General features: G+C 68.8%; 18 protein-coding genes. 12 read left to right on the forward strand and 6 right to left on the reverse strand.

The genetic code is table 11. The features are described 5' to 3' along the window. Positions 1-4 precede the first annotated feature (4 nt). Positions 5-2,617, forward strand: coding sequence for a plasma-membrane proton-efflux P-type ATPase (locus tag ACT535_RS04865; RefSeq protein ID WP_476363526.1), 2,613 nt, complete (start codon positions 5-7; stop codon positions 2,615-2,617). A gap of 160 nt (positions 2,618-2,777) precedes the next feature. Then, positions 2,778-4,580, forward strand: a complete 1,803-nt coding sequence (locus tag ACT535_RS04870; RefSeq protein WP_476363527.1) for a methanol/ethanol family PQQ-dependent dehydrogenase — start codon at positions 2,778-2,780, stop codon at positions 4,578-4,580. Between the two features lie 410 nt (positions 4,581-4,990). Here the strand turns inward: ACT535_RS04870 and ACT535_RS04875 are convergent, their stop codons facing one another. From ACT535_RS04875 to phaC, 4 genes are all read right to left on the reverse strand, one after another. Next, positions 4,991-5,644: a GNAT family N-acetyltransferase gene (locus ACT535_RS04875; protein ID WP_476363528.1), complete on the reverse strand. Its 654-nt coding sequence runs from the start codon at positions 5,642-5,644 to the stop codon at positions 4,991-4,993. Between the two features lie 62 nt (positions 5,645-5,706). Next, on the reverse strand, positions 5,707-6,972 hold the full coding sequence (locus tag ACT535_RS04880; RefSeq protein WP_476363529.1) for a M16 family metallopeptidase: 1,266 nt from the start codon (positions 6,970-6,972) through the stop codon (positions 5,707-5,709). Next, positions 6,969-8,381, reverse strand: coding sequence for a threonine synthase (thrC, locus tag ACT535_RS04885; protein ID WP_476363530.1), 1,413 nt, complete (start codon positions 8,379-8,381; stop codon positions 6,969-6,971). The genes ACT535_RS04880 and thrC overlap by 4 nt, the downstream gene beginning before the upstream one ends. Before the next feature lie 439 nt (positions 8,382-8,820). Further along, positions 8,821-10,791 carry a class I poly(R)-hydroxyalkanoic acid synthase gene (gene phaC, locus ACT535_RS04890; protein WP_476363531.1) on the reverse strand — a complete coding sequence of 657 codons (1,971 nt, stop codon included), beginning with the start codon at positions 10,789-10,791 and terminating at the stop codon, positions 8,821-8,823. Positions 10,792-11,040: 249 nt separating this feature from the next. Here phaC and ACT535_RS04895 point away from each other — a divergent pair, with 249 nt between their 5' ends. The 9 genes from ACT535_RS04895 (at position 11,041) to ACT535_RS04935 (ending at position 21,392) form a co-directional block, all read left to right on the forward strand. Continuing rightward, positions 11,041-11,331, forward strand: coding sequence for a hypothetical protein (locus ACT535_RS04895; RefSeq protein WP_476363532.1), 291 nt, complete (start codon positions 11,041-11,043; stop codon positions 11,329-11,331). A gap of 159 nt (positions 11,332-11,490) precedes the next feature. Continuing rightward, on the forward strand, positions 11,491-12,711 hold the full coding sequence (locus tag ACT535_RS04900) for an LL-diaminopimelate aminotransferase (protein ID WP_476322749.1): 1,221 nt from the start codon (positions 11,491-11,493) through the stop codon (positions 12,709-12,711). A gap of 139 nt (positions 12,712-12,850) precedes the next feature. After that, complete coding sequence (locus tag ACT535_RS04905; RefSeq protein ID WP_476363533.1) at positions 12,851-14,146, forward strand: homoserine dehydrogenase; 1,296 nt, start codon at positions 12,851-12,853, stop codon at positions 14,144-14,146. 37 nt (positions 14,147-14,183) lie between these two features. After that, positions 14,184-15,179, forward strand: a complete 996-nt coding sequence (gene glpX, locus ACT535_RS04910; RefSeq protein WP_168458216.1) for a class II fructose-bisphosphatase — start codon at positions 14,184-14,186, stop codon at positions 15,177-15,179. 493 nt (positions 15,180-15,672) lie between these two features. Continuing rightward, the gene (gene argC, locus ACT535_RS04915) at positions 15,673-16,725 is read left to right on the forward strand and encodes an N-acetyl-gamma-glutamyl-phosphate reductase (protein WP_476322755.1); all 1,053 of its coding nucleotides are present in this window, start codon (positions 15,673-15,675) and stop codon (positions 16,723-16,725) included. A gap of 242 nt (positions 16,726-16,967) precedes the next feature. After that, on the forward strand, positions 16,968-18,359 hold the full coding sequence (locus ACT535_RS04920) for a GntP family permease (protein ID WP_476363534.1): 1,392 nt from the start codon (positions 16,968-16,970) through the stop codon (positions 18,357-18,359). A gap of 199 nt (positions 18,360-18,558) precedes the next feature. Further along, positions 18,559-19,950, forward strand: coding sequence for a GntP family permease (locus ACT535_RS04925; RefSeq protein ID WP_476363535.1), 1,392 nt, complete (start codon positions 18,559-18,561; stop codon positions 19,948-19,950). A gap of 64 nt (positions 19,951-20,014) precedes the next feature. Further along, positions 20,015-20,923 (forward strand): ParA family protein, encoded by a 909-nt coding sequence (locus ACT535_RS04930; RefSeq protein ID WP_476322764.1) that lies wholly within the window; start codon positions 20,015-20,017, stop codon positions 20,921-20,923. Beyond that, on the forward strand, positions 20,916-21,392 hold the full coding sequence (locus ACT535_RS04935; RefSeq protein ID WP_476363536.1) for a hypothetical protein: 477 nt from the start codon (positions 20,916-20,918) through the stop codon (positions 21,390-21,392). The genes ACT535_RS04930 and ACT535_RS04935 overlap by 8 nt, the downstream gene beginning before the upstream one ends. 9 nt (positions 21,393-21,401) lie before the next feature. On the opposite strand, the gene ACT535_RS04940 is transcribed toward ACT535_RS04935, so the two are convergent. Further along, complete coding sequence (locus ACT535_RS04940) at positions 21,402-22,091, reverse strand: YoaK family protein (RefSeq protein ID WP_476363537.1); 690 nt, start codon at positions 22,089-22,091, stop codon at positions 21,402-21,404. A 24-nt stretch (positions 22,092-22,115) separates the two neighbouring features. Continuing rightward, the gene (gene recJ / locus ACT535_RS04945) at positions 22,116-23,981 is read right to left on the reverse strand and encodes a single-stranded-DNA-specific exonuclease RecJ (protein WP_476363538.1); all 1,866 of its coding nucleotides are present in this window, start codon (positions 23,979-23,981) and stop codon (positions 22,116-22,118) included. A gap of 122 nt (positions 23,982-24,103) precedes the next feature. On the opposite strand from recJ, the gene parE reads away from it, so the two are divergent. Further along, the gene (gene parE, locus ACT535_RS04950) at positions 24,104-26,173 is read left to right on the forward strand and encodes a DNA topoisomerase IV subunit B (RefSeq protein ID WP_476363539.1); all 2,070 of its coding nucleotides are present in this window, start codon (positions 24,104-24,106) and stop codon (positions 26,171-26,173) included. Positions 26,174-26,241 lie beyond the last annotated feature (68 nt).

A 26,241-nucleotide genomic window follows, 5' to 3' on the forward strand; every position in this document is an offset into this window, starting at 1 on the left:
TCCAATGGCACAGAGCGCAGCCCTCGCCGCCACCCCGCCCGCCCAAGCGCCAGCCGGGAAGCCGGCCGAGAAGCCCGCATCGTCCTCCAGCGGGCCGGTCCGCCTCGACGCCGCGGCCATCGCCGCCAAGTTCACCGAACTCGGCTCCTCGCCCAAGGGCCTCACCGCCGCCGAGGTCGCCCAGCTTCAGGCGAAATACGGCCCCAACGCCATCGTCGCCCACGAGGACAGCCGCTGGGAGAAGCTGGTCGGCTATTTCTGGGGGCCGATCCCCTGGATGATCGAGGCGGCGGCGCTGCTCTCCCTCATCCGGCAGGACTGGCCCGACTTCATCGTGGTGATGGGCCTGCTCATCTACAACGCCATCGTCGGCTTCTGGCAGGACAGCAAGGCCGCGAGCGCACTCGCCGCGCTGAAGAAGGGCCTCGCGCTGAAGGCCCGCGTGCTGCGCGACGGCCAGTGGGTCACGGTCGACACCGCCGCCCTCGTGCCCGGCGACGTGGTGAGCGTGGCCGGCGGCGAGACGCTGCCCGCCGACCTTCTCCTCACCGAAGGCAAGTATCTCTCCGTCGATCAGGCGGCGCTGACCGGTGAGTCGCTCCCCGTCTCGAAGGCGGTGGGCGACAGCGGCTATTCCGGCTCCATCGTGCGGCAGGGCACCATGACGGGCCTCGTGACCGCCACCGGCAATGCCACCTTCTTCGGCCGCACCGCGAAGCTCGTCGCCTCGGCCGGCGCCAAGTCGCATGCGGAGAAGGCGGTCATCCAGATGGGTGACTTCCTCATCATCCTCTCCGCCGCGCTGGCGCTGGTGCTGGTGGTGGCGCAGGTCCACCGCGACATCATCGCCGATGGGCATTGGGAGTGGCAGCACGCCGGCGCCATCGTGCAGATCGTGCTCGTGCTGCTGGTGGCCTCGGTGCCGGTGGCGACGCCGGCCGTCATGTCCGTGACCATGGCCCTGGGCGCGCTGGCGCTCTCCAAGCAACAGGCCATCGTCTCCCGCCTCTCCGCCATCGAGGAACTGGCCGGCGTGGACGTGCTGTGCTCCGACAAGACCGGCACGCTGACGCTGAACCAGCTCACCCTCCAGGCGCCCATCCCGTGGGGCAGCGCCAGGCCGGACGATCTCATCCTCGGTGCCGCCCTCGCCTCCCAGCGCCAGAGCGACGACGCCATCGACAAGGCGGTGATCGCCGCGGTGAAGGAGCCGAAGGTGCTCGACGCCTACAAGAGCGTGGACTTCACGCCCTTCGATCCCGTCAGCAAGAAGACGGTGGCGAGCGTCACCGGCCCCGATGGCAAGACCGTGCATTTCGCCAAGGGCGCGCCGCAGGCCATCGCCGCCCAGTGCGGCCTCTCGGAAGCCGATGCGAAGGGCTATTTCGACGCCGTGGAAACCCTCGCCCGCAGCGGCACCCGCGCGCTCGGCGTCGCCCGCTCGGACGACGGCAAGACCTGGGCGCTGCTCGGCCTCCTGCCCATGCTCGATCCGCCCCGGCCGGACGCAGCGGAGACCATCGCCAAGGCCAAGGCGCTCGGCGTCTCGGTGAAGATGGTGACGGGCGATGATGTGGCCATCGGCGGCGAGATTTCCCGCCAGCTCGGCCTCGGCGACCGCCTGCTGGTGGCGAGCGACGTGTTCGGCCAGGATTCCAGCCCCGAGCACATCGCCATCGACGCCGCCCGCGCGGTGGAGGTGGCCGACGGCTTCGGCCGCGTCTTCCCCGAGCACAAGTTCCAGATCGTGAAGGCCTTGCAGGAGCGCGGCCACATCGTCGCCATGACCGGCGACGGCGTGAACGACGCCCCCGCCTTGAAGCAGGCCGATTGCGGCGTCGCCGTCTCCGGCGCCACGGACGCGGCCCGCAGCGCCGCGGCGCTCATTCTCACGGCGCCGGGCCTCTCCACCATCATCAACGCCATCATGGAGGCGCGGGCGATCTTCGAGCGGATCACCAGCTACATTTACTACCGCATCGCCATGACGCTGAACATCATGCTGGTGGTGGTTCTGGTTTATCTGGTCTACGACTTCATGCCGCTCACCGCGATCATGATCGTCGTCATGGCTTTGCTTGACGATATCCCCATCATGACGATCGCCTATGACAACGTGAAGGTTCAGGACTCCCCGGTGCGCTGGAACATGCACCGCATCCTCTCCTTCTCGACCATCATGGGCATCATGGCGCTGGTGCAGAGCTTCGGCATCGTCATGCTCGGCATGTTCTGGATGAAGAGCCCGGAACTCATGGCCCGCCTGCCCATGGACCTCTCCCACATCCAGACCATGCTTTTCCTGCAATTGTGCGCCGGCGGGCATCTCCTGTTCTTCGTCTCGCGGGTGCAGGGCACGCTGTTCCGCCCGCCCTATCCCAGCCTGCCCGTGCTCGCGGCGGTGATGGGCACGCAGGTGTTCGCCATCCTCATGTGTGCCTTCGGCTGGTTCATGCCGGCCCTGCCGTGGCTGCTCATCGGCGTGGTCTGGGCCTATTGCCTCGTGTGGACGCTGGTGATGGACCTCGTGAAGGTCATCTACTTCCGCTTCGTGAATGCACGGGAGCGGCGCATGAGCCTGATCGACGCCTCCATCGGCCCGGTGCTGCCGGGCTGAGGGGGCGCCCCCCTCTCCCCTTGCGGGAGAGGGGAGATAGGCCGCACCACGCCTGCCCCTGCGGCGCGGTTGCGTCGCTGGCGTGCGGCGAGGATGCTGCGGGCGCGGGGGGAGACCTCCGCGCCCGTTTTGCGTCACGACACCCGGACCGCTTTCGCCGATGACACGTCTTCTGCCCGCCCTCCTCCTCGCCTTGCTCCCGGCCGCCGCCCTCGCCAATGACGACGTATTGGCGCGCACCGCCACCGGCGCAGAACAGGTGCTGCAGACGGTGGACTATGCCAACACGCGCTTCTCCCCGCTGAAGCAGATCGACACCGGCAATGTGGGCCGCCTCCAGGTGGCGTGGACCTTCTCCACCGGCGTCCTGCGCGGGCACGAGGGCGCGCCGCTGGTGGTGGGGGACGTGATGTATGTCCACACCCCCTTCCCCAATGTGGTCTATGCCCTCGACCTGAAAAACGAAGGCCGCATCCTCTGGAAATACGAGCCCCGGCAGAAGAAGGACGTGGCCGCGGTGATGTGCTGCGATCTCGTCAATCGCGGCCTCGCCTATGCGGACGGCCTTATCTTCCTGCATCAGGCCGACACCACCATCGTCGCGCTCGATGCGAAGACGGGGGCGAAGCGCTGGTCGGTGGCCAACGGCGATCCGGCCCTCGGCGCGTCCAACACCGCCACCGTGATGCCGGTGAAGGACAAGCTCATCGTCGGCATCTCCGGCGCCGAGGCGGGCGTGCGCGGGCACCTGTCCGCCTACGACCTGAAGGACGGCCACCTCGTCTGGCGCGCCTACAGCACGGGGCCGGATGCGGAGATGCTGTTCGATCCGGAAAAGACCACCGAGCTGGGCAAGCCCGTGGGCCGCGGCTCGTCGCTCAAGAGCTGGTCGGGCGATCAGTGGAAGATCGGCGGCGGCGCCACCTGGGGCTGGTTCGCTTACGACCCGAAGCTGAACCTCGTCTATTACGGCACCGCCAACCCCGCCACCTGGAACCCCACCCAGCGGCCCGGCGACAACCGCTGGTCCGACACCATCATCGCCCGCGACGCGGACACGGGCGTCGCCCGGTGGGTCTACCAGATGACCCCCCACGACGAGTGGGACTACGACGGCGTCAACGAGATGATCCTCACCGAGCAGGAGGTGGACGGGAAATCCACCCCGCTCCTCACCCATTTCGACCGCAACGGCTTCGCCTACACCCTGAACCGCGAAACCGGCGCCCTGCTTCGGGCGGGGAAATACGAGACGACGGCTAATTGGGCCACGGGCATCGATCTCGACCCCGCCAGCGCCACCTATGGCCGCCCGAAGCGCGATCCGGCCTATTCCACCGAGCGGGAGGGTGAGGATGTCACCTATACCGGCATCTGCCCTTCCTCGCTGGGCGCCAAGAACCAGCAGCCGGCGGCCTTCTCGCCGCAGACGCGGCTGTTCTACGTGCCCGTGACCCGCATGTGCATGGACTACGAGCCGTTCCACGTGGATTACGTGCCCGGCCAGCCCTATGTGGGCGCCACCCTCTCCATGCACCCCGCCCCCGGCATGGACGGCAGCACCGGCGCCTTCCTCGCCTGGGACGCGCTGAAGGGCGCGGCGGTCTGGTCGAAGCCGGAGCTGTTCTCCGTCTGGTCCGGGGCGCTGGCGACGGCGGGGGGCGTCGTCTTCTACGGCACGCTGGAAGGCTGGCTGAAGGCAGTGGATGCGAGGACCGGCCAGGAGCTGTACCGCTTCAAGACGCCCTCCGGCATCGTCGGCAACGTCACCACCTTCATGCAGGGCGGCCGGCAATATGTGGCCGTGCTCTCCGGCGTCGGTGGCTGGGCCGGCATCGGCCTCGCCGCGGGGCTTTCCGACCCCGGCGACGGCTCCGGGGCGAACGAGGCCTATGCGGCGCTGAACCAGTACACGGCGCTGGGCGGGCAGCTCACGGTGTTCGCGCTGCCGAAGGGAGAGTGAGGGGGGAGCGCTTCTCCCCTCTCCCCTTGCGGGAGAGGGGCCGGGGGTGAGGGGTGGGGTTCATCCGGAAGCGCAGGCGCTGGAACTGACGGCGCGATACCCCTCACCCCAGCCCTCTCCCGCAAGGGGAGAGGGAGTTCCGCCGGCACGTGAAGACGCCGCCGGCCTCTCCGAGCATCCCGCCGCCCTGCCCCGTTCCCCGGACAAGCGACGGCGCAGCCGGAGCGCTGATCCGGGGTCCAGCGCAAGAGTCCCCGCCCAGCGGGGCAAAACGCGAGGGCGGTGGGGTCAGGAAGCGCCTGCGGCGAACTCTTGCGCTGGGCCCCGGCTCGCATTCCGCTGACGCTGCATGCGTCCGGGGCGCGAGGGTGGCTCATCGCGCCACCATCGCGAAGAAACGCGCGTGCCCCCTACTGCGCCGCCGGCGGGACGCGGCTGAGGCGGGTGGCGAGGGTGTCGTCGCGGGACCTGAGCCGGGCGATGGGGTCGCTCTTGAGGCGGGCGAAGAGGATGTGGTCCTCCCACGACCCGTTGATGCAGAGATATTCCCTGGAATAGCCCTCGCGGGTGAAGCCGCAGCTCTCCAGGAGGCGGATGGAGGCCTGGTTGGTGGGCATGCAGGCCGCCTCGACCCGGCGCAGGTGGAGCACGTCGTGGGCCACGGGAAGCAGCGCCGTCACCGCCGCGCGCATGTAGCCCTGCCCGGCATAGGGCGCGCCCATCCAGTAGCCGAGGCTCGCCGCCTGGCACACGCCGCGCCGCACGTTGGAGAGGGTGAGGCCGCCGACAAGCTCGTCGTCCGCGCGGCGGAAGATGAAGAGCGGATAGGCCTCGTCCGTCACCATGTCGCGGGCGTAGCGGCGCAGGCGCCGGCGGAAGGCGCCGCGGGTGAGGTCATCGGCGGGCCACAGGGGTTCCCACGGCGTGAGGAAGCCGCGGCTGATGTCGCGCAGGGTCCGCCACGCCACGAAGTCCTTCATCTGCGGCACGCGCAGATACACGCCCTTCCCCTCAATGGTGGGGAGGGGCTCGGCCGGGAAGGGAAAGAGTGCGGACAGCCACATCAGGTTGCGCCCGAGCCAGACTCCGTTACGGGGCGGACGGCAAGGCGCCGCCGACGCTCCGGCTAATGCCCCGACAAACGCTGCACCACCCGCGCAGCCGGTTCAAGCCCGCCCTTCGGCCCGATGACGCTGAGCGTCGGCCGGCCGCGGCCGATGAGACGCGAGGCTGCGGCGCGCACGGCGGCCACATCCACCGCCTCCACCTTGGCGACGATCTCTTCCACCGGGATCACCCGGCCGAAGCCGAGGATCTGCCGGGCGAGCTGGTCGGCGCGGGCGCCGGAGCTTTCCAGCGCGGCGAGCAGACCCACCTTCATCTGCGCCTTGGCGCGGGCCACCTCCAGCTCGGTCACCGTCTCCGCCGTGTCGAAGATCTGGTCCACCACCGCGTTGGAGAGTTCCTCAACGTCACCGGTGTCGGTGCCGGCGTAGATGCCGAACAGGCCGGTGTCCTGATAGCTCCAGTGGAAGGCGTAGATGGAGTAGCAGAGCCCCCGCTCCTCCCGCACATCCTGGAACAGGCGGGAGGACATGCCGCCGCCCAGCACGTTCGAGAGCACCTGCAGGGCGTGGTAGTCCGCATCCTTGTAGGAGCAGCCCTCCAGTCCCATCAGCACGTGAACCTGCTCCAGATCTCGCGCGGTCAGCCGCGTGCCGCCGGCGTAGGTGGCGGGCGACAGCTCGGGCGCGACACCGTTGCCGACGCCGGACAGGCGGGCGGCGGCCTCGTCCACGAGGCGGTCGTGCTCCACCGCGCCGGCGGCGGAGACCACCATGCGCGGGCCGCGATAGGTGCGCCCCAGATAGGCGCCGAGCTGGTCGCGATTGAAGCCGCGCACGGTCTCCGGCGTGCCGAGGATGGAGCGGCCGACGCTCTGGCCGGGGAAGGCCTGCTCCTGGAACAGGTCGAACACCAGGTCGTCGGGCGTGTCCATGACCGCGCCGATCTCCTGCACGATCACATTCTTCTCCCGCTCCAGCTCGTCGGGGGCGAAGGCCGGCTCGGTGAGGATGTCGGCGAGGATGTCGATGCCGAGGCCCACGTCCTCGCCCAGCACGCGGACGTTGTAGGTGGTCTGCTCCACCGAGGTGGCGGCGTTGATGTCGCCGCCCACCTGCTCGATCTCCTCGGCGATGCGCCGGGCGGAGCGGCGGCGGGTGCCCTTGAACGCCATGTGCTCGAGGAGGTGCGAGATGCCGTGCTCGTCGCCCATCTCGTGCCGCGCGCCGGCCCCCACCCAGATGCCGAGGGAGGCGGTGCCGAGATGGGTCATCTCGTCGGTGATGACGGTGATGCCGTTGTCGAGGGTCGAGATCTTCACGCTCATGCCGCGGCGCCCCGGCCGACGCGGGCATGGGTGCGGATGAAGGTCTCGATGGCCACGAGGTCGTTGGGCAGCACGCTCACGCTTTCCTTGCGGGTCAGAAGGTCCGCCATGTGGGGCGGCAGGCCGGGACGGATGCCGGTGGCGGCTTCCACCGCATCGGGGAACTTGGCCGGATGGGCGGTGGAGAGCACCACCTGCGGCACCTTCGCCGCGTGCTCCACCTTGTCCGCCACCGCCAGCGCCACCGCCGTGTGCGGGTCGGCGAGATAGCCGGAGGACTGGTAGAGCTTGGCGATGGTCTTCGCCGTCTCCGGCTCGTCGGCGCGGCCGGCGGAGAAGTCGCCGCAGATGGCGGCGAGCGCCTCGCGCGGCACGGTGAAGGCGCCGGACTGGCCGAGCGAGGCCATGAGCTGGCGCACCGCCGCGCTGTCGCGGTCCAGCGCCTCGAACAGCAGGCGCTCGAAGTTGGACGACACTTGGATGTCCATGGAGGGCGAGGAGGAGGGATGCACCCCCTTCACCTCGTAGCGCCCCGTCTCCAGCGTGCGGGCGAGGATGTCATTGACGTTGGTGGCGATGGAGAGGTCGCGGATGGGCAGGCCCATGCGCTTGGCCACATAGCCGGCGAAGATGTCGCCGAAATTGCCGGTCGGCACCACGAAGGAGACTTCCCGGTGCGGCGCGCCGAGCGCGGTGGCGGCATAGAAATAATAGACCACCTGGGCGACGATGCGCGCCCAGTTGATGGAGTTCACGCCCGCCAGCGCGAGGGAATCGCGGAAGGCGTGGTGGTTGAACATGGCCTTCACATGGGCCTGGCAATCGTCGAACGTGCCCTCCACGGCGATGGCGTGGACGTTGTGCGCGTTCACGGTGGTCATCTGGCGGCGCTGCACTTCGGACACCCGCTTGTGCGGGTAGAGGATGAACACATCCACTGCGTCCGAATGGCGGAACGCCTCGATGGCCGCGCTGCCGGTGTCGCCCGAGGTGGCGCCAACGATGGTGGCGCGGGCGCCGCGGGCGGCGAGCACATGGTCCATCATGCGGGCGAGCAGCTGCATCGCCACGTCCTTGAAGGCCAGGGTCGGGCCGTGGAACAGCTCCAGCAGGAAGCGGTTGGGGCCGAGCTGCGTCAGCGGCGTCACCGCCGGGTGGCGGAAGGAGGCGTAGGCGTCGGCGATCATCAGGTCGAGCACGCGCTCGGGCAGCGCATCACCGACGAAGGGGGAAATCACCGCCTTGGCCACCGCCGGATAGGGTTTTCCCGCCAGCGCGGCGATCTGGTCCACGCTCAAGGTGGGGAATGCCTCCGGCACATAGAGGCCGCCGTCGCGCGCCAGACCAGCCAGCAGCGCATCGGAAAACGACAGGACAGGAGCTTCGCCCCGGGTGGAAACGTAACGCACGGGCCCTCGACAGGTCTTGAGAGGCCCAAAGCGGGCCTCAAGCCAAACTACCCGCAAGCGCGCTCGCGGGAAAGGCGGGGTGGAGATGGGGTGTAAAGAGGGGCGCTTGGGCGGTGAGCGCTGGCCCCTGCGCCGTCGTCCTCCGGCTCGACCGGAGGACCCATGGTCGCGTTTGTCCCGGTGTTCGCGTCATGGCGCCATCGGGGAGATGGGCCCTCCGGTCGAGCCGGAGGGCGACGGCGAAAAAGAGAGGCGCCGCAGCGGGCAAGAACAGGCGGGCGGTGGCGACAGGCGCCACACCCAGAGCCAAGCCACGCCTGCCGTCGTCCTCCGGCTTGACCGGAGGACCCATGGCCGCGTTTGTCACACTGCCCGCGGGATGGCTCCGGCGGAGGGATGAGCCCTCCGGTCAAGCCGGAGGGCGACGGTTCTTAAACCCTCAGCTCTTCTCGCGCACGTAGCGGCCGGGGGCGTCCTCGATGGGGGTGAAGTGGCCGCCGCCGATGGCGCGGGCGGGCACGTCCTCGGGATAGTAGGTGGAGAACCAGTTCAGCCAGTCCGGCCACCAGGAGCCCTTGTGCTCCTGCGCGCCCTGGAGCCACAGATCGTAGCTCGGTCCGGTGGGGCCGTCCGCCCAGTACTGGTACTTCATCTTGGCGGGCGGGTTCACCACGCCGGCGATGTGGCCGGAGCCGGCGAGCACGTAGCGCACCGGGCCGGAGAGCATGTTGGCGCCGATGAACACCGAGTTGGGCGGGGCGATGTGGTCTTCCCGCGTCGCCAGCGAATAGACCGGCACGTTCACCTTGGTCATGTCGATGCGCACGCCGGACAGCTCGGCGAGGCCCCGGGCGATGTTGTTGGTGAGGTAGCAGTTGCGCAGGTAATAGGAATGGTTCGCCGCCGGCATGCGGGTGGAATCGGCGTTCCAGAACAGAAGGTCGAAGGGGAACGGCGCCTTGCCCTTCATGTAGTTGTTCACGACATAGGGCCAGATCAGGTCGTTCGAGCGCAGCATGTTGAAGGCCGAGGCCATCTTGCTGCCTTCGAGATACCCCGTCTGCTTCATCTTGCGCTCGATGGCGGCGAGCTGGTCCTCGTCCACGAACACCTTCAGATCGCCCGCGTGGGTGAAGTCGATCTGGGTGGTGAGGAAGGTGGCGGAGGCGATGCGGTCATCCCCCGTCGCGGCCATGTAGGCGAGGGTCGTAGCGAGCAGCGTGCCGCCAACGCAATAGCCCATGGCGTGGGCCTGCCGCTCGCCGGTGGCGACGGCCACCTTGTCGAGGGCGGCCATGATGCCCTCGCGCATGTAATCGTCGAAGCCCTTCTCGGCGAGCCGGGCATCGGGATTGACCCAGGAGATGACGAAGACGCTGATGCCCTGGTCCACCAGCCACTTGATGAAGGACTTCTCCGCCGTCAGGTCGAGGATGTAGAACTTGTTGATCCACGGCGGCACGATCAGCAGCGGCATCTTCTTCACGCTGCCGGTTGTGGCCTCGTACTGGATGAGCTGCATCAGATCGTTTTCGTAGATCACCTTGCCCGGCGTGGTGGCGAGGTTGCGGCCCACCTCGAACGCGCTCAGATCCGACTGGCGAATCTTCAGCGAGCCTTTGCCGGCGACGAGATCCTCCGTGAGGTTCTTCATCCCCTTCACGAGATTCTCGCCGGAGGAGGAGAAGGTCTCGCGGATCAGCTCCGGATTGGTCATCACGAAGTTGGAGGGCGAGATCGCGTTCGTCACCTGCTTCACCAGGAAGCCGGCCTTGTGCTTGGTGTGCGCGTCGAGGCCCTCGGCCTCCTCCACCATGTCCTCGGCCCAGCGGCTGGTGACGAGATAGGCCTGCTTGAGCGCGTCGAAGATGGGGCTTTCGCGCCAGCCCTCGTCCTTGAAGCGGGCGTCGCGGGCGTCCGGCGCGGTCACCGGCTCCACCTGCTCGCCGCCGAGACGCTTGAGCGTGTTGGTCCAGACCGAGAGATAGCCGGCCATGAGGCGGGTCTGCGCCTCCAGCGAGCGCTGGGGGTCGGTCATCCAGTATTCGGCGACCTGCCCCACGGTCTTGAGGGCGTCGGCAATCTCTTCGGCGAGGTCGTCGGTTTTCGCCTGCGTGCGCGGGCCGAGATAGGCGGCGAGCGCCTTGCCGCCCTCGTCCACCATCTGCGCGAGATTCTGGGAGAAGGCCTCGATGTCGAGGCCGGAGCGGGCGCCCTCGGAGGGACCGTCGGCCGCGGGCTTCGGCCCCGCACTGGCCTTCGGCGCCTCGACCTTGGGGGCCGGCGCGGATTCGGGGGCGGGAGACGCGCTGTGCTGGGCCGCGGGGGGGACAACGCTGAGATGCGGGGGCGCCTCTACCGGCATCATCGGGGCGGCGGATACGTTAGGCGTTTCCTCAACACGGGACATTCGCGTTTCCTCTCGCGGGTCTTGCTCGCGGGCCGTTACGAAACGTAGCCCATCTTTATCGCTGCCTGCGCTTCCTTCATACTCTAGAGTGTGAAAGTGACAGGATCGAGCCTCACGGCCACGCCAGAGGCACCCTTAGACACACCTCCTTGGTCGAGTGTGCGGTATGCCCGCACGGCAGCGGCCCCTCAGGAGGTATCTCGCCCCGGCATTCTCACCGCCGGGACCGGGAGCCAGCCGGAACGGACAATGGACTTCTTCTCCCCGACGGCACGAGGCCGTGTCGTCCCGACTCTGCGCGCCGCGCTTCTTCTCGCCCTCGGCGCGAGCCTGTCCGCGTGCGCCGGCTCGAACATCCCGGGCCTCGCGCCGCCGCAGACCTCGGTGCCGGAGGTGGACGCCACGCATTTCCCCACGCTCGGCGCCCCGCCCGCCGAACGGCGCGATCCGCTGACCCCCGAGCAGCAGCAGAAGCTGCAGCGCGACCTCGAACGCCTCGCCCGCCAGCAGCAGGCGAAACAGCTGCAGCAGGCCCAGTAAGTCGCCGCTGCCCCGCGGGAGTCGGAGCATTGTGCGGTGCGATATGCGGGCCGTCGCCCCATCGCCACCGCAATCAAGGCTTTTTCATTCACCGAACAGTGCTACAAAGCCCGACTGCCGCGCCGGGAGACAACATGCGCGGCCTCTGGAGCCATTGAGATGACGACCGATTTCCACCGCATTCGCCGGCTGCCGCCCTACGTGTTCGAGCAAGTGAACCGTGTGAAGGCCGCCGCCCGCAATGCCGGGGTGGACATCGTCGACCTCGGCATGGGCAATCCGGACCTCGACGCGCCGGCGCATGTCTATGAGAAGCTGAAAGAGACCATCGGCAAGCCGCGCACCGACCGCTATTCCGCCTCCAAGGGCATCCCCGGTCTGCGCAAGGCGCAGGCGGCTTATTACGAGCGGCGATTCGGCGTGAAGCTGGACCCCGACCGGCAGGTCGTGGCGACGCTGGGCTCCAAGGAAGGCTTCGCCAACATGGCGCAGGCCATCACCGCCCCCGGCGACGTGATCCTGACGCCCAATCCCTCCTACCCCATCCACGCCTTCGGCTTCCTGATGGCCGGCGGCGTCATCCGCTCGGTTCCGGCCGAGCCGGGGCCGGAGTTCTTCCACGCCATGGAGCGGGCGGTCCAGCACTCCATCCCCAAGCCCATCGCGGTGGTGCTGTGCTATCCGTCCAACCCCACGGCTTGCGTGGCGGACCTCGAGTTCTACAAGGACGTGGTGGCCTTCGCGAAGAAGAACGACCTCATCGTTCTCTCCGACCTCGCCTATGCCGAGCTCTATTTCGACGGCAACCCGCCCCCCTCGGTGCTGCAGGTGCCGGGCGCCATGGACGTGACGGTGGAGTTCACCTCCATGTCCAAGACCTATTCCATGGCCGGCTGGCGCATGGGCTTCGCGGTGGGCAACGAGCGCCTCATCGCCGCGCTCTCGCGGGTGAAGTCCTATCTCGACTACGGCGCCTATACCCCCATCCAGGTGGCGGCCACCGCGGCGCTCAACGGCCCGCAGGAGTGCATCGCCGAGATGCGCGAGACCTACAAGAAGCGCCGCGACGCGCTGGTGGAGAGCTTCGGCCGCGCCGGCTGGAACATCCCCGTGCCCCGCGCCACCATGTTCGCCTGGTCGCCGATCCCGGAGCCCTTCCGGGCCATGGGCTCGGTGGAATTCGCCAAGCTCCTCATCGAGAAGGCGGAGGTGGCGGTGTCGCCCGGCGTCGGCTTCGGCGAGCATGGCGACGACTACGTGCGCATCGCCGTGGTGGAGAACGAGCAGCGCATCCGTCAGGCGGCACGCAATGTCCGCCGCTTCTTCGAGCAGGCCGGCACCACGCTCCACAACGTGGTTCCGCTCAGCGCCGCGCGCTGAACCTTCGCCATCGGCCCCGGCTGAGGACGGGGCCGGTCGGGCTGGCCATCGACCATGGAGCGTTCCGGCAACAGCCGGAACCTCGCGCAGCGCGGGCTGTGGTATGACGGCCAGCCGCGGACAGAAACCGGACGGACAGATGAGCGAATTGAAAGTGGGCCTCGCCGGCCTCGGCACCGTCGGGGCCGCGGTCTTCCGCATGCTCGAGCGCCGCGCCGGCGAGCTGGAGGCGCGCACCGGGCGCACCGTGAAGGTGACCGCCGTGGCCGCCCGCGACCGCAGCCGCGACCGCGGCCTCGATCTCTCCGGCGTGGCCTGGTTCGAGGACCCGGTGGCGCTCGCCCGCGAGGGTGACATCGACGTGTTCGTGGAGCTGATGGGCGGCGACGGCGATCCGGCCAAGGCGGCCGTGGCGGCCGCGCTGGACCGTGGCATTCCGGTCGTCACCGCCAACAAGGCGCTGCTCGCCAAATGCGGCGTGGACCTTGCCCGCCGGGCCGAGGCCGGAAGCGCGGGCCTGCATTTCGAGGCCGCGGTGGCGGGCGGCATCCCCATCGTGAAGACCCTGCGCGAGGCGCTGACGGGCAACGCCATCGAGCGCGTGTCGGGCATCCTCAACGGCACCTGCAACTACATCCTCACCCGCATGGCGGACGAGAAGCTCTCGTTCAACGTCTGCCTGACCGAGGCCCAGCGCCTCGGCTATGCGGAGGCCGACCCGACCTTCGACATCGACGGCTTCGACACCGCCCACAAGCTCGCCATCCTCACCTCGCTCGCCTTCGGCACGCAGGTGGATGCGGAGGCTATCTATGTGGAGGGCATCCGCCAGCTCACCCTCGCCGACCTCGAGGCGGCGGATGATCTCGGCTATCGGGTCAAGCTGCTCGGCGTGGCGGTGAAGACCGACACCGGCATCGAGCAGCGGGTGCATCCCACCATGGTGCCCAAGCACTGGCCCATCGCGCAGGTTTCCGGCGTCACCAATGCGGTGGCGGTGGACGGCGACGCGGTGACGCTGACGCTGGTCGGCCCCGGCGCCGGCGGCGATGCCACCGCCTCTGCGGTGGTGGGCGACCTGTTCGACGTCGCGCGCGGCGCCAAGGGCTATGCCTTCGGCCTGCCGGTGGACCGCCTCGCCAAGGCCGAGCGCGCCGCCATGCAGCGCCACGAGGGCGGCTACTACATCCGCCTCGCCGTGGTGAACAAGCCGGGCACCGCCGCCACCATCACCCGCCGCATGGCGGACGAGCAGATTTCGCTGGAATCCATCGTGCAGCGGCAGCCGGGCGGCGCGGTGCCGTCCGATACGGCGCACGTGATCCTCATCACCTATGCCACGACCGAGGCCGCCGTGCGCCGCGCCATCGCCGCCATCGAGGCGGACGGCGTGGTCGCCTCCCTGCCCCAGGTCATCCGGATCGAGAAGGACTGATCCGGAAGCGCGTGACAGAACCAGAAGGACCGACCTCATGAGCGGTGCCCGGACCCAGAGGACGCCTCAAGTGCTCGACCGCCGTCTCGCCCTCGACATGGCCCAGGCCATGGAGCGCTGCGCCGTCGCCGCCGCCCGCCTGCGGGGCCACGGCGACGAGCAGGCCGCCGATATCGCCGCCATGTCCGTCTGCCACCGCGAGGTGAACGAGATCCCGGTCTCCGGCACGCTGGTGATCGGCGAGGGCATCGAGGGCGAGTGCGACCAGCTGTTCGTCGGCGAGACGCTGGGGCGCGGCGGCACCGAGGTGGATCTCGCGGTCGATGCGCTGGAAGGCACCACCCTCTGCGCCAAGAACATGGAGGGCTCGCTCTGCGTGCTGGTGCTCGCGGAGCGTGATTCGCTGCTCAAGATGCCGCCCTGCTACATGGAGAAGATCGCCATCGGGCCGGGCTATCCCGAGGGCATCGTCTCCCTCTCCCAGAGCCCGCAGGACAACATCCGCGCGCTGGCCGAGGCCAAGGGCGTGCCGCCTTCCGACGTCACCGCCCTCATCCTCGACCGGCCGCGCCACGGCCCGCTGATCGATGCGGTGCGCAAGACCGGCGCGGCCATCAAGCTCATCACCGACGGGGACGTGGCCGGCGTGGTCCACACCGCCAACCCGCACGAGAGCGGCATCGACATCTATCTCGGCCTCGGCGGCGCCGCCGAGGGCGTGCTGGCCGCCGCCGCGCTGCGCTGCATCGGCGGGCAGATGGAGGGCCGCCTCGTGCTCGACACCGAGAAGAAGCGCGCCCAGGCCAAGGCGCTCGGCATCAGCGACTTTTCCAAGATCTACAAGCTGAACGAGATGGTGCGCGGCGACTGCCTGTTCGCCGCCACCGGGGTGACGGACGGCGCGCTCTTGAAGGGCGTGCGCTTCGGCCGGGACGTGATCTCGACTGACACCATCGTCATGCGCGCCGCCACCGGCACCGTCCGCCGCATCGCCACCGAGCACCGCGACTTCTCCAAGTTCGGCCTGGCTTGAGGGCACCTTTCTCTCCCTTTTTGGGAAAGAGACCGGTGCTGGTTATCGGTGTCATCGCCCGGCTCGTCCGGGCGATCCACCCGTCCGCAGCCTGGATGTACGAAGAGATGTACGAAGACCTGCCCCGGTCCAGCCGTGGATTGCCCGGACGAGCCGGGCAATGACGGTCCCGGTTCTCCCCCTGCGGGAGAGGGGTCGGGGGTGAGGGGTACTCGCTCCGCGCACCCCGCTATGGGACGGCCGCGCCAGCCCCCCTCACCCGTCTCGCGGCGTCGCCGCGATCCACCCTCTCCCATAGAAGTCGGCTGCTGCCGACTTCGACCTTCACGAACCGAACTCGGCAGCAGCCGAGTTCGGGCGGGAGAGGGAAAACCGCTGAACGCGGAACGGACATGCGCGCGCCTGTCGTTTCCCTGACGTGGGATTGGGTGTAAGCACCTTGGCCCCGTTCGCCGGCTGCGGCCGGGCGACGGGAGACCCTCGGGAGAGCAAGATGTCTGACGCAAAGGCAAGGATCGCGGTATTGGGCGCCTCGGGCTACACCGGCTCCGAGCTGGTGCGCCTGCTGCTGCGCCATCCGCGCGTCGAGATCGTCGCGCTCACCGCGGATCGGAAGGCCGGCCAGTCCATGGCCGAGGTCTTCCCCCAGTTCGCGCCCTTCCCGCTGCCGAAGCTCGTGACCATCGACGAGGTGGATTTCACCGCCGTGGACGTGGTGTTCTGCGCTTTGCCGCACGCCACCACGCAGTTGGTCATCAAGAAGGTCTTCGACGCGGCGCCGAACGTGAAGGTGGTGGACCTTTCCGCCGACTTCCGCCTCTCCGATCCCGGCGCCTATGAGGAATGGTACGGCCATCCCCATCAGGTGCTGGAGCTGCAGAAGGAGGCCGTCTACGGCATCGCCGAGATTTATCGCGACGAGATCAAGAAGGCGCGCCTCGTCGCCAATCCCGGCTGCCATTCCTCCACCGCCATCCTGCCCATCGTGCCGCTGCTGGAAGCCGGCGCGCTGGAGCCGGAGAGCATCGTGATCGATTCCAAGACCGGCATGTCCGGCGCCGGGCGCTCGGCCAAGGAGGCGATGCTGTTCTCCGAGGTGTCGGAGGGCATCCACGCCTATGCGGTCTCCGGCCATCGCCACATGGGCGAGCTGGACCAGGAATTCTCCAAGGCCGCCGGCCGGCCGGTGCGGCCCATGTTCGTGCCGGTGCTCTCGCCCATGAACCGGGGCATCTACGCCACCATCTATGTGCGCACCACCGGCGCCACCGCCGAGGACCTGCACCGCATCCTGACCGATTTCTACAAGGGCGCGGCCTTCGTCCACGTCCTGCCCTTCGGCCAGGTGCCCCAGTCGCGCCACGTGCGCGGGTCCAACATGGTGTTCCTCGGCGTGGTGGCGGACCGCGTGCCCGGCCGGGCCGTCATCATCTCCACGCTGGACAACCTCGTGAAGGGCGCGTCCGGCTCGGCGGTGCAGAACATGAACCTCGTCATGGGCTTCCCCGAGACCGAGGGGCTGGAGCAGATCGCACTGATGCCGTGAGGCCGTGATCCCGACCTGACGCGAAAAGGCCGCGCCCTCATCAGGCGCGGCCTTTTTGTATCTGCGATGCCAATCACGCGGATCAGCCGCCACCTCGGCAGGACCATGGCCGTAGCAACAGCCGCCAAGCGGGCGGTGCAAGTGGCCATCAGGACCCCCATACCAATGGACAAGCTGTGTCCGGTCGCGGGCCGCACTAGTGTCCGGTCCGATCGCTTTCTTACCTCCACCGGATTCATCCCATGAGCTTTGTCGTCTGCCTTGCGGCGCTCTTCTTCCTGATGCTCGTGGCCTATCGGGGCTTCAGCGTCATCCTGTTCGCCCCCGTCGCCGCCATCGGCGCGGTGCTGCTCACTGATCCGGCCGCGGTGCCGGTCGTCTTTTCCGGCCTGTTCATGGAAAAGATGGTCGGCTTCATCAAGCTCTACTTCCCGGTGTTCCTGCTGGGAGCGGTGTTCGGGAAGCTCATCGAACTGTCCGGCTTTTCGCGGTCCATCGTCTCGGCGGTGGTGAAGCTGCTGGGGCCGGGCCGCGCCATCCTTTCCATCGTTCTCGTGGGCGCGCTGCTCACCTATGGCGGCGTCTCGCTGTTCGTGGTGGTGTTCGCCGTCTATCCCTTCGGCGCGGAAATGTTCCGGCAGGTGGGCATTCCCAAGCGGCTCCTGCCGGCGGTGGTGGCGCTCGGGGCGTTCTCCTTCACCATGGACACGCTGCCCGGCACGCCGCAGATCCAGAACATCATCCCCACCACCTTCTTCCACACCACCGCCTATGCCGCGCCCATCCTGGGCCTCGTGGGAACCGCCTTCATCCTCGCGGTGGGGCTGTCCTACCTCGAGTTCCGCCGCCGCCAGGCCGCGAAGGCCGGCGAGGGCTACGGCACCGGCCACCTCAACGAGGTGGTGGTGGACGACACCGTGCCGCTCGTTTCCCCGATTCTCGCCTTGCTGCCGCTGGTGGTGGTGGGCATCGCCAACCTGATCTTCGCCCGCCTCATCCCGCAGTGGTTCGACGCCACGGCGACCGCCACGCTGGTTCCGGGCGCGGCGCCCGTCAGCGTGCCGACCAGCACCTGGGCGGCGATCTGGGCGGTGGAAGCCGCGCTGCTTCTCGGCATTTTCACGGTCGCGGTGTTCGGCTTCAAATCCATCGCCGGCAAATTCTCCACCGGCTCCAAGGATGCCGTGTCGGGCGCGCTGCTCGCGGGCCTCAACACCGCCACCGAATACGGCTTCGGCGCGGTCATCGCGGCGCTGCCGGGCTTCCTTGTCATCAAGTCGGCGCTGTCGGCCATTCCCAATCCGCTGGTCAACGAGGCCATCACCGTGACCACGCTGGCCGGCATCACCGGCTCGGCCTCGGGCGGCCTGTCCATCGCGCTCGCGGCCATGGCGGAGCAGTTCATCGCCCAGGCCAATGCGGCCGGCATCCCCATGGAGGTGCTGCACCGCGTCGCCTCCATGGCCTCCGGCGGCATGGACACGCTGCCCCACAACGGCGCCGTCATCACCCTGCTCGCCGTGACCGGCCTGAGCCACCGGCAGGCCTATGGCGACATCTTCGCCATCACGCTGGTGAAGACCGCCGCGGTGTTCTTCGTGATCGGCTTCTATTATCTCACTGGCCTCTATTGAGCGGGTGCAGCGGCGCGACCGGTCACGCCCGGGTCGCGCCGCGATAGGGGCAGGGAATGAGGCCGCCCCGCCGCACGCGGGGGCGGCGGCAAACCATTGCAGTGCAACAATTCTTATGATTTCCGAAGCTGGTGCTCGGCCGTAGGGCGCATTACTGTCCCGCTTGAGGGATCACCCACCCTGCGCCGGATGGACCGCCATGAGCTTCGTCGTCTGCCTCGCCGCGCTCTTCTTCCTGATGCTCGTGGCCTATCGCGGCTTCAGCGTCATCCTGTTCGCCCCCGTCGCCGCCATCGGCGCGGTGCTGCTCACTGATCCGGCCGCGGTGCCGGTGATCTTTTCCGGCCTGTTCATGGAAAAGATGGTGGGCTTCATCAAGCTCTACTTCCCGGTCTTCCTGCTCGGCGCCATCTTCGGCAAGCTCATCGAGCTCGCCGGCTTCTCGCGCTCCATCGTCTCGGCGGTGGTGAACCTGCTGGGGCCGACGCGGGCCATCGTCTCCATCGTGCTGGTGGGCGCGGTGCTCACCTATGGCGGCGTCTCGCTGTTCGTGGTGGTGTTCGCGCTCTATCCCTTCGGGGCGGAGATGTTCCGGCAGGTGGGCATCCCCAAGCGCCTGCTGCCGGCGGTGATCGCGCTCGGCGCCTTCTCCTTCACGGCGGACACGCTGCCCGGCACGCCGCAGCTTCAGAACATCATCCCCACCGCCTTCTTCGGCACCACGGCCTATGCGGCGCCCATCCTCGGCGTTGTCGGCTCCATCTTCATCTTCGTGACGGGCATCGCCTATCTGGAATTCCGCCGGATGCAGGCCCACCGCGCCGGCGAGGGCTATGGCACCGGCCACATCAACGAGAGCCTGCCGGACGACAGCGTTCCCCCGGTCCCGCCGCTGCTCGCCGTGCTGCCGCTGGTGGTGGTGGGGCTCGCCAATCTGTTCTTCGCCTGGCACATCCCCGGCTGGTTCGGGCCGCAGGCAAGCGCGACGCTGGTGGAGGGCGGCCCGGCGGTGAGCGTCGAAACCCATGTATGGGCCGGCATCTGGGCGGTGGAGGCAGCCCTGCTGCTGGGCATCCTCACGGTGGTGGCGTTCGGCTACCGGGCCATCGCCGGCCATTTCGCCGGCGGCTCGAAGGAAGCGGTGGGCGGCGCGCTGCTCGCCGGCCTCAACACCGCGACAGAATACGGCTTCGGCGCGGTCATCGCGGCGTTGCCGGGCTTCCTCGTCATCAAGGCGGCGCTCACCTCCATCCCCAATCCCCTCATCAATGAGGCGATCACGGTGACAACGCTGGCCGGCATCACCGGCTCGGCCTCGGGCGGGCTCTCCATCGCGCTCGGGGCCATGGCGCAGCAATTCATCGCCGAAGCGCACGCCTATGGCATCCCGCTGGAGGTGATGCACCGCGTCGCCTCCATGGCCGCCGGCGGCATGGACACGCTGCCGCACAACGGCGCGGTCATCACGCTGCTCACCGTTACCGGGCTAACGCACCGGCAGTCCTACGGCGACATCTTCGCCGTCACCATCATCAAGACCACCGCGGCCTTCTTCGTGATCGGCTTCTATTATTTGACCGGCCTCTATTGAGCAGGTGCAGCATCGCCTTTAGGTTGCGGCGCAGCATGAGCTGGCTGGCAGGGGTGGTGCAGAGATGGCGGATGCCGGGGGGCAGGTGATCGCCGTCGCCAACATGAAGGGCGGCGTGGGCAAGACCACCACCGTGGTCATGCTGGCGGAGGGCTTCGCGGAGCAGGGCGCGCGGGTGGCCGTGGTCGATCTCGACGCCCAGGCCAACGCCTCCTACTGTTTCGCCCATGACGACGAGCTGCGCGCCATCCTCGACCGGCGCCAGTCGGTCACGTCCTTCCTCGCCGACCGGCTGCTCTACGGCGACCGCAAATCCATTGCCGAATACGTCACGCCGCACATCTGCCACGTGATGAAGGCGGGTGAGGAGCTGGCCATCGACATGGTGGTGGCGAGCCCCCGCCTGCGCCTCCTGGAGCGCGAGATCGTGCTCAGGCTGGCAGAAAAGAATTACGGCCTGCGCTCGCTGGAGGGCCAGTCGCTGAAGGTGCTCGACGAGGCGCTCGGCTACCTGCGCGCGCACTATGACGTGGTGCTGTTCGATTGCGCGCCGGGCATCTCCGCCTTCACCGAAGTGGCCATCCGCCTCGCCGACATGGTGATCGTGCCCACCATTCCGGACTATCTCTCGACGCTGGGCTTCGACGCCTTCCGCGCCTCGGTGTGGGAGAACGCCCACGTCACGCGCTCCGCCTTGCCCCAGCCCAAGCGCCTCCCTCTGGTGCTGGCGAGCCGGGTGCATGCGCAGAAGATCCAGCACCGCGACACCCTCATCAGCCTGCGGGAAGAGGCGGCAGAGGACGGCGCGGTCTACGAGATCTTCGACACCGAGGTCCGCAACCTCGCTGCCATCGAGCGGGCCATGGACCCCGAGAACTTCCCCTACGCCCCCTCCTTCGAGCAGAAATGGTACAACGCGGTGGACGCCGTGCGTGATCTGGTGAACGAGACGCGGAGGCGGCTCAATGGCTGAGACTTCGGATTTCTTCGCTCTGCTCGCGGCCATCGGCGGCCGGGCCAGCCTGTTTCCGGCCGGCGGCAACCTCGCGCGCAAGGCGGTCAACGAGATCGCGCGCGCCCAGCTCGTGGCTGACGGCACCGATCTTGAAGCCCTGCGCGCCATCCGCGCCCTGCTCGGCCCCGCCGCCTTCGCCGAAGCGCTGGACGGGGTGCCCGCGCCCAAGACCAAGGCGCTGCTCACCCGCGTCGATCCGCACGCCCCTGCCCTCGCCCAGCCCGGCGACCGGGTGAAGGCGCTGCTTGCCTTGGCCGACGGCAGCCGCGCACCGGCCGCCAAGCCGGCGAAGAAGGCCTCTTCGCGCAAGGCGGCAGCTCCAGCGCCCGCCGCCCCCATAGAGACCGCGCCGGCCGATGGGAAGCCCGCGCCGCGCAAGCGAAAGATCACCGGGCGGACGGCGCTGCGGGTATCGGAAGAGCGCTGAGGCGCAGGATTACGCCTTGTCCTTCTGCGGCGCCGGGTCCGGCCCCAGCGTGAAGATTTCCGCCACCGCCACGAAGGTGGGCACGAACAGGCACCACATGCCCACCGCGCGATAGAGCAGCGCGGCCGAGAGGCAGCCGAAGAGGAAGGCGGCGAGGTAGGCGCTCATCCGCCCGAGACGGGCGCGGGTGGCGGGAATGTTGGTACCTTCCAGCGGTCGCAAGAGATTGGCGATGTCCACCAGCACCTGCGTGAACGTGCCCGTCATCACGGTGGAGGGCGGCGAGTCGGTGAGGTGGGTGCGGTGGAGCGCGTTCTGCAGCGCCATGGCCGCCACCAGCGTCATGCCCATCATCACGGCAGCGGGAGCGTCGTGGTCGTAGAACGGCCCGTTCTGCACCGCCACCAGCGCCGCATGGGCGAGCAGCACGAGCTTTGCCGCCATCAGGATGCGGAAATCGTCCCGCCCCCGCCGGGCGAGAAACAGGCTCAGCTCCCGCGCGCACAACACCACGATGGCGAACACCGGCAGCGCCAGGACCTTCGCCAGCGACGGCGCCTCCCCATGGGCCAGCGAGGCGGCGATGGTGACGAAATTCCCGGTCACATGGGCCGCGAACAGACCGCCGAGCGCGACGAAGCCCGCCGCATCCACGAAGCCGGCGTTGAAGCAGAGGAGGACGGCGAGCAGCACCTTCACGCAAGCACCTTCACGGCAGAACCCTCATCCGGCCTCGGCCACGTCGCGGATGCGCAGCGCGACCCGCGTCTCACCCTGCCAGGTGTCGATGTCGAGGCACCCGGCCACATGCAGGTTGCGCCCGCGCGCGGCCAGAAGCGCCCGGCCCAGCGGCTCCTCGGCGCAGCGGAAGGCGGTGGCCTTCAGGGTCGTGCCGTCCGGCGAGGAGATGCGGGCGCGCACATGGCCGGCGCCGAAGCTCTCCACGTAGCTGATGCGGTGGCCGGGAAATGCGAACACCGGCTCGGGGTTGCCGGCGCCGAACGGGCCGGCGCGGGAGACCGTCTCCACCATGTCCACCGTCGCCCCGCGCGCGGTCAGCGCGCCGTCGATGGAGAGCGTGCCTTCGGCGCGGGCGCGCTCCACATCCGGCGCGAGGCGCTGCTCCAGCTCCGCGCGGAGCGCCCCGAGCTGGCGGCGCTCCACGGTGAGGCCGGCCGCCATGGCATGGCCGCCGCCCTTGACCAGCAATCCCAGCTCCACCGCCCCGCGCACCGCCCGGCCGATGTCCACGCCGGGAATGGAGCGGCCCGAACCCGTGCCCGTCTCCCCATTGAAGGCGATGGCAAAGGCCGGGCGCTGGAAGCGCTCCTTCAGCCGCGCCGCGACGAGGCCGACGACGCCGGGGTGCCACCCCTCGCCGCTCACCACCACCACGGCGCCCTCCTCCGAGATGCCGAGCGCTGCATGCGCCTCGGCCTCGGCGGCGGCGAGGATGGCGCGCTCCACCTCCTGCCGCTCGGCGTTCAGGCGGTCCAGCTCGGCGGCGATGCCGCGCGCCTCGGCGGGGTCCTGCGTCAGCAGCAGACGCGCGCCCAAAGTCGCCTCGCCGATGCGCCCGCCGGCATTGATGCGCGGGCCGATGAGGAAGCCGAGATGGAACGGCCGGGGCGGCCCGTCGAGCCGCGCGGCATCCATCAGCGCCGTGAGGCCGATGCGGGTGCGCCGGCGCATGGCGATGAGCCCCTTCGCCACGAACGCCCGGTTGAGGCCGATGAGCGGCACCACGTCCGCCACGGTCGCCAGCGCCACGATGTCGAGGGCGTCCAGCAGATCCGGCGCCGGACGCTCGGCATTGAAATGCCCGTTCTGGCGCAGCGCCCGCACGAGGCCCACCGCGACGACGAAGGCGAGCCCCGCCGCGCAGACATGGCCGAGGCCGGAGAGGTCGTCCTCCCGGTTCGGGTTCACGATGGCGGTGGCGGGGGGTAGCGTCTCCCCCGCCTGATGGTGATCGATGACCACCACATCCATGCCATGCCGCTGAGCGGCGGCGAGCGGCTCCAGCGAGGTCGTGCCGCAATCCACCGTCACCAGCAGCGTCACGCCGCGCGCGGCGAGCTGCTCGATGGCCGGCACGTTGGGGCCGTAGCCCTCAAAGATGCGGTCTGGAATGTGGAAGAACGGGTCGAGCCCGCCGGCCTGCAGCACGCCCACCATGAGGGCGGTGGCGCAGGCGCCGTCCACGTCATAATCGCCGAACACCGCCACCTGCTCGCCGGTCGTCACCGCGCGGGCGAGGCGGGCCACGGCTGCGGGCATGTCGGTGAGGGTATCGGGATCGGGCAGAAGGGTGCGGATGGAGGGGTCGAGATAGCGCTCCACCTCGTCCAGCTGCACGTTGCGGGCGGCGAGCACGCGGGCCAGAAGCTCGCTGATGCCGAAGCGCTGGGCCATGGCGAGGGCCGTCTGCCCCCCGCGCACGTCCAAGCGCTCCCGCCAGGTGCGGCCGGTGGCGGAGCGGGCGACGTCGAGGAAGAGGCGATTCGGCACGGCTATGTTCACGCGCGCATGAAGCCAGAGGAGAGGCGCGGCGTCGAGCGCGGGCGGGCATGGCTCAATTGTTGCCATTCTGTTCCCCTCGCCCGCCGGCTCTGTCACACTGGGGAAAGCAGGGGCCGCGGCGGCGTCCCGATTCGCGCCGGCCCTGCCGTTCTGCTATCTGGCGCCCAAACCTCCGACCTCAGAGTCCCATGTCCGAATCCGACAATTCCGACGATCTCTTCGCTGCCCGCCCGCGCGGTGCCAGCAAGTCGCCTGCGCGGGAAACGACCGCGAAGGAGAGCGCGCGCGGCAAGGCCGCCGTGGTGCCCGCCATGGCTGGCGACTACACCGCCGCCCATATCGAGGTGCTGGAAGGGCTGGAGCCGGTGCGGCGCCGGCCGGGCATGTATATCGGCGGCACCGATTCCAAGGCGCTGCACCACCTCTTCGCCGAGGTGGTGGACAATTCCATGGACGAGGCGGTGGCCGGCCACGCCACCTTCATCGAGGTGCAGCTCGGCGCCGATGGCTATCTCACCGTCTCGGATAATGGCCGCGGCATCCCGGTTGAGGAGCACCCCAAGTTTCCCGGCAAGTCGGCGCTCGAGGTCATCATGACCACGCTCCACGCCGGCGGTAAGTTCGACAGCAAGGTCTACGAGACCTCCGGCGGTCTGCACGGCGTGGGCGTCTCGGTGGTGAACGCGCTGTCCGACGACCTGGAGGTGGAGGTCGCCCGCAATCAGACCCTCTATCGCCAGAGCTTTTCCAGGGGCATTCCGCAGGGTCCGCTCAAGGAAGTCGGCCGCATCACCAACCGCCGCGGCACCCGCGTGCGCTTCCATCCCGATCCGGAAATCTTCGGCGCCGGCGCCCATTTCGAGCCGGCCCGCGTGTTCCGCATGGCGCGCTCGAAGGCGTACTTGTTCGGCGGCGTGGAAATCCGCTGGGCGTGCGACCCGGAACTGCTGAAGGCCGGCGAGAACATCCCGGAGAAGACGGTATTCCGCTTCCCCGGCGGCCTCAAGGACTATCTGGCGGCCGATCTCGAAGGCAACACGCTGGTGCATCCGGACATCTTCGCCGGCCGCATCCAGAAGACCGGTGGGCACGGCTCGGTGGAATGGGCGGTGGCCTGGGTAGCGGACGCCGACGGCGGCATCTCCTCCTACTGCAACACCATCCCGACCCCCGATGGCGGCACGCACGAGAACGGCCTGCGCAATGTGCTGCTCAAGGGCCTGAAGGACTATGCGGAGCGCGCCGGACAGGGCAAGCGCGGCTCCGTCATCACCGGCGACGACGTGATCACCGGCTGCGCCGCCATGCTCTCCGTGTTCGTGCGCGAGCCGGAATTCCAGGGCCAGACCAAGGACCGCCTCGCCACCGCCGAGGCCGCCCGCATCGTCGAGCAGGCGCTGCGCGACCCGTTCGACCACTGGCTGGCCGCCAATCCCGTGCAGGCCTCGCGCCTGCTCGACCATGTGATCGACCGCGCCGAGGAGCGGCTGCGCCGCAAGCAGGAGAAGGAGGTCTCCCGCAAGACCGCCGTGCGCAAGCTGCGCCTGCCTGGCAAGCTCGCCGACTGCTCCAACACCGAGGCGGCGGGCTCCGAGATCTTCATCGTCGAGGGCGACTCGGCCGGCGGCTCGGCCAAGCAGGCTCGGGATCGCAAGACGCAGGCGGTGCTGCCGCTCCGCGGCAAGATCCTCAACGTCGCCAACGCCACCCGCGACAAGCTCGCCGCCAACCAGCAGCTCGCCGACCTCGGCCAGGCGCTGGGCTGCGGCACGCTCACCCACTACCGCGAGACCGACCTTCGCTACGAGAAGGTCATCATCATGACCGACGCCGACGTGGACGGGGCGCACATCGCCTCCCTCCTCGTCACCTATTTCTTCCGCCAGATGCCGAAGCTGATCGAGGAGGGCCACCTCTTCCTCGCCGTGCCGCCGCTCTACCGCATCACCCAGGGGGCCAAGACCCTCTATGCGCGCGACGACGCCCACCGCGAGCGGCTGCTGAAGAAGGAATTCACCGGCAAAGGCAAGGTGGAAGTGGGACGCTTCAAGGGCCTCGGCGAAATGATGCCGGCGCAGCTCAAGGAAACCACCATGGACCCGAAGACGCGCACGCTTCAGCGCGTCTCCGTGGAGGATGCCGAGCGCGCCGCCACCGTCGATCTCGTGGAGCGCCTCATGGGCAACAAGCCGGAAGCGCGCTTCGCCTTCATCTCCGAGCGCGCGGCTTTCGCGGGCGAGGAGATGCTGGACATCTGAGCCGGCGCGGGGGCGCCGGGGTGCATGGGCCAGTCGGTGCAATCCATGTCCAGGGCGCCGCAGGTCCA

The sequence above is a fragment of the Xanthobacter sp. DMC12 genome, from assembly GCF_056314105.1.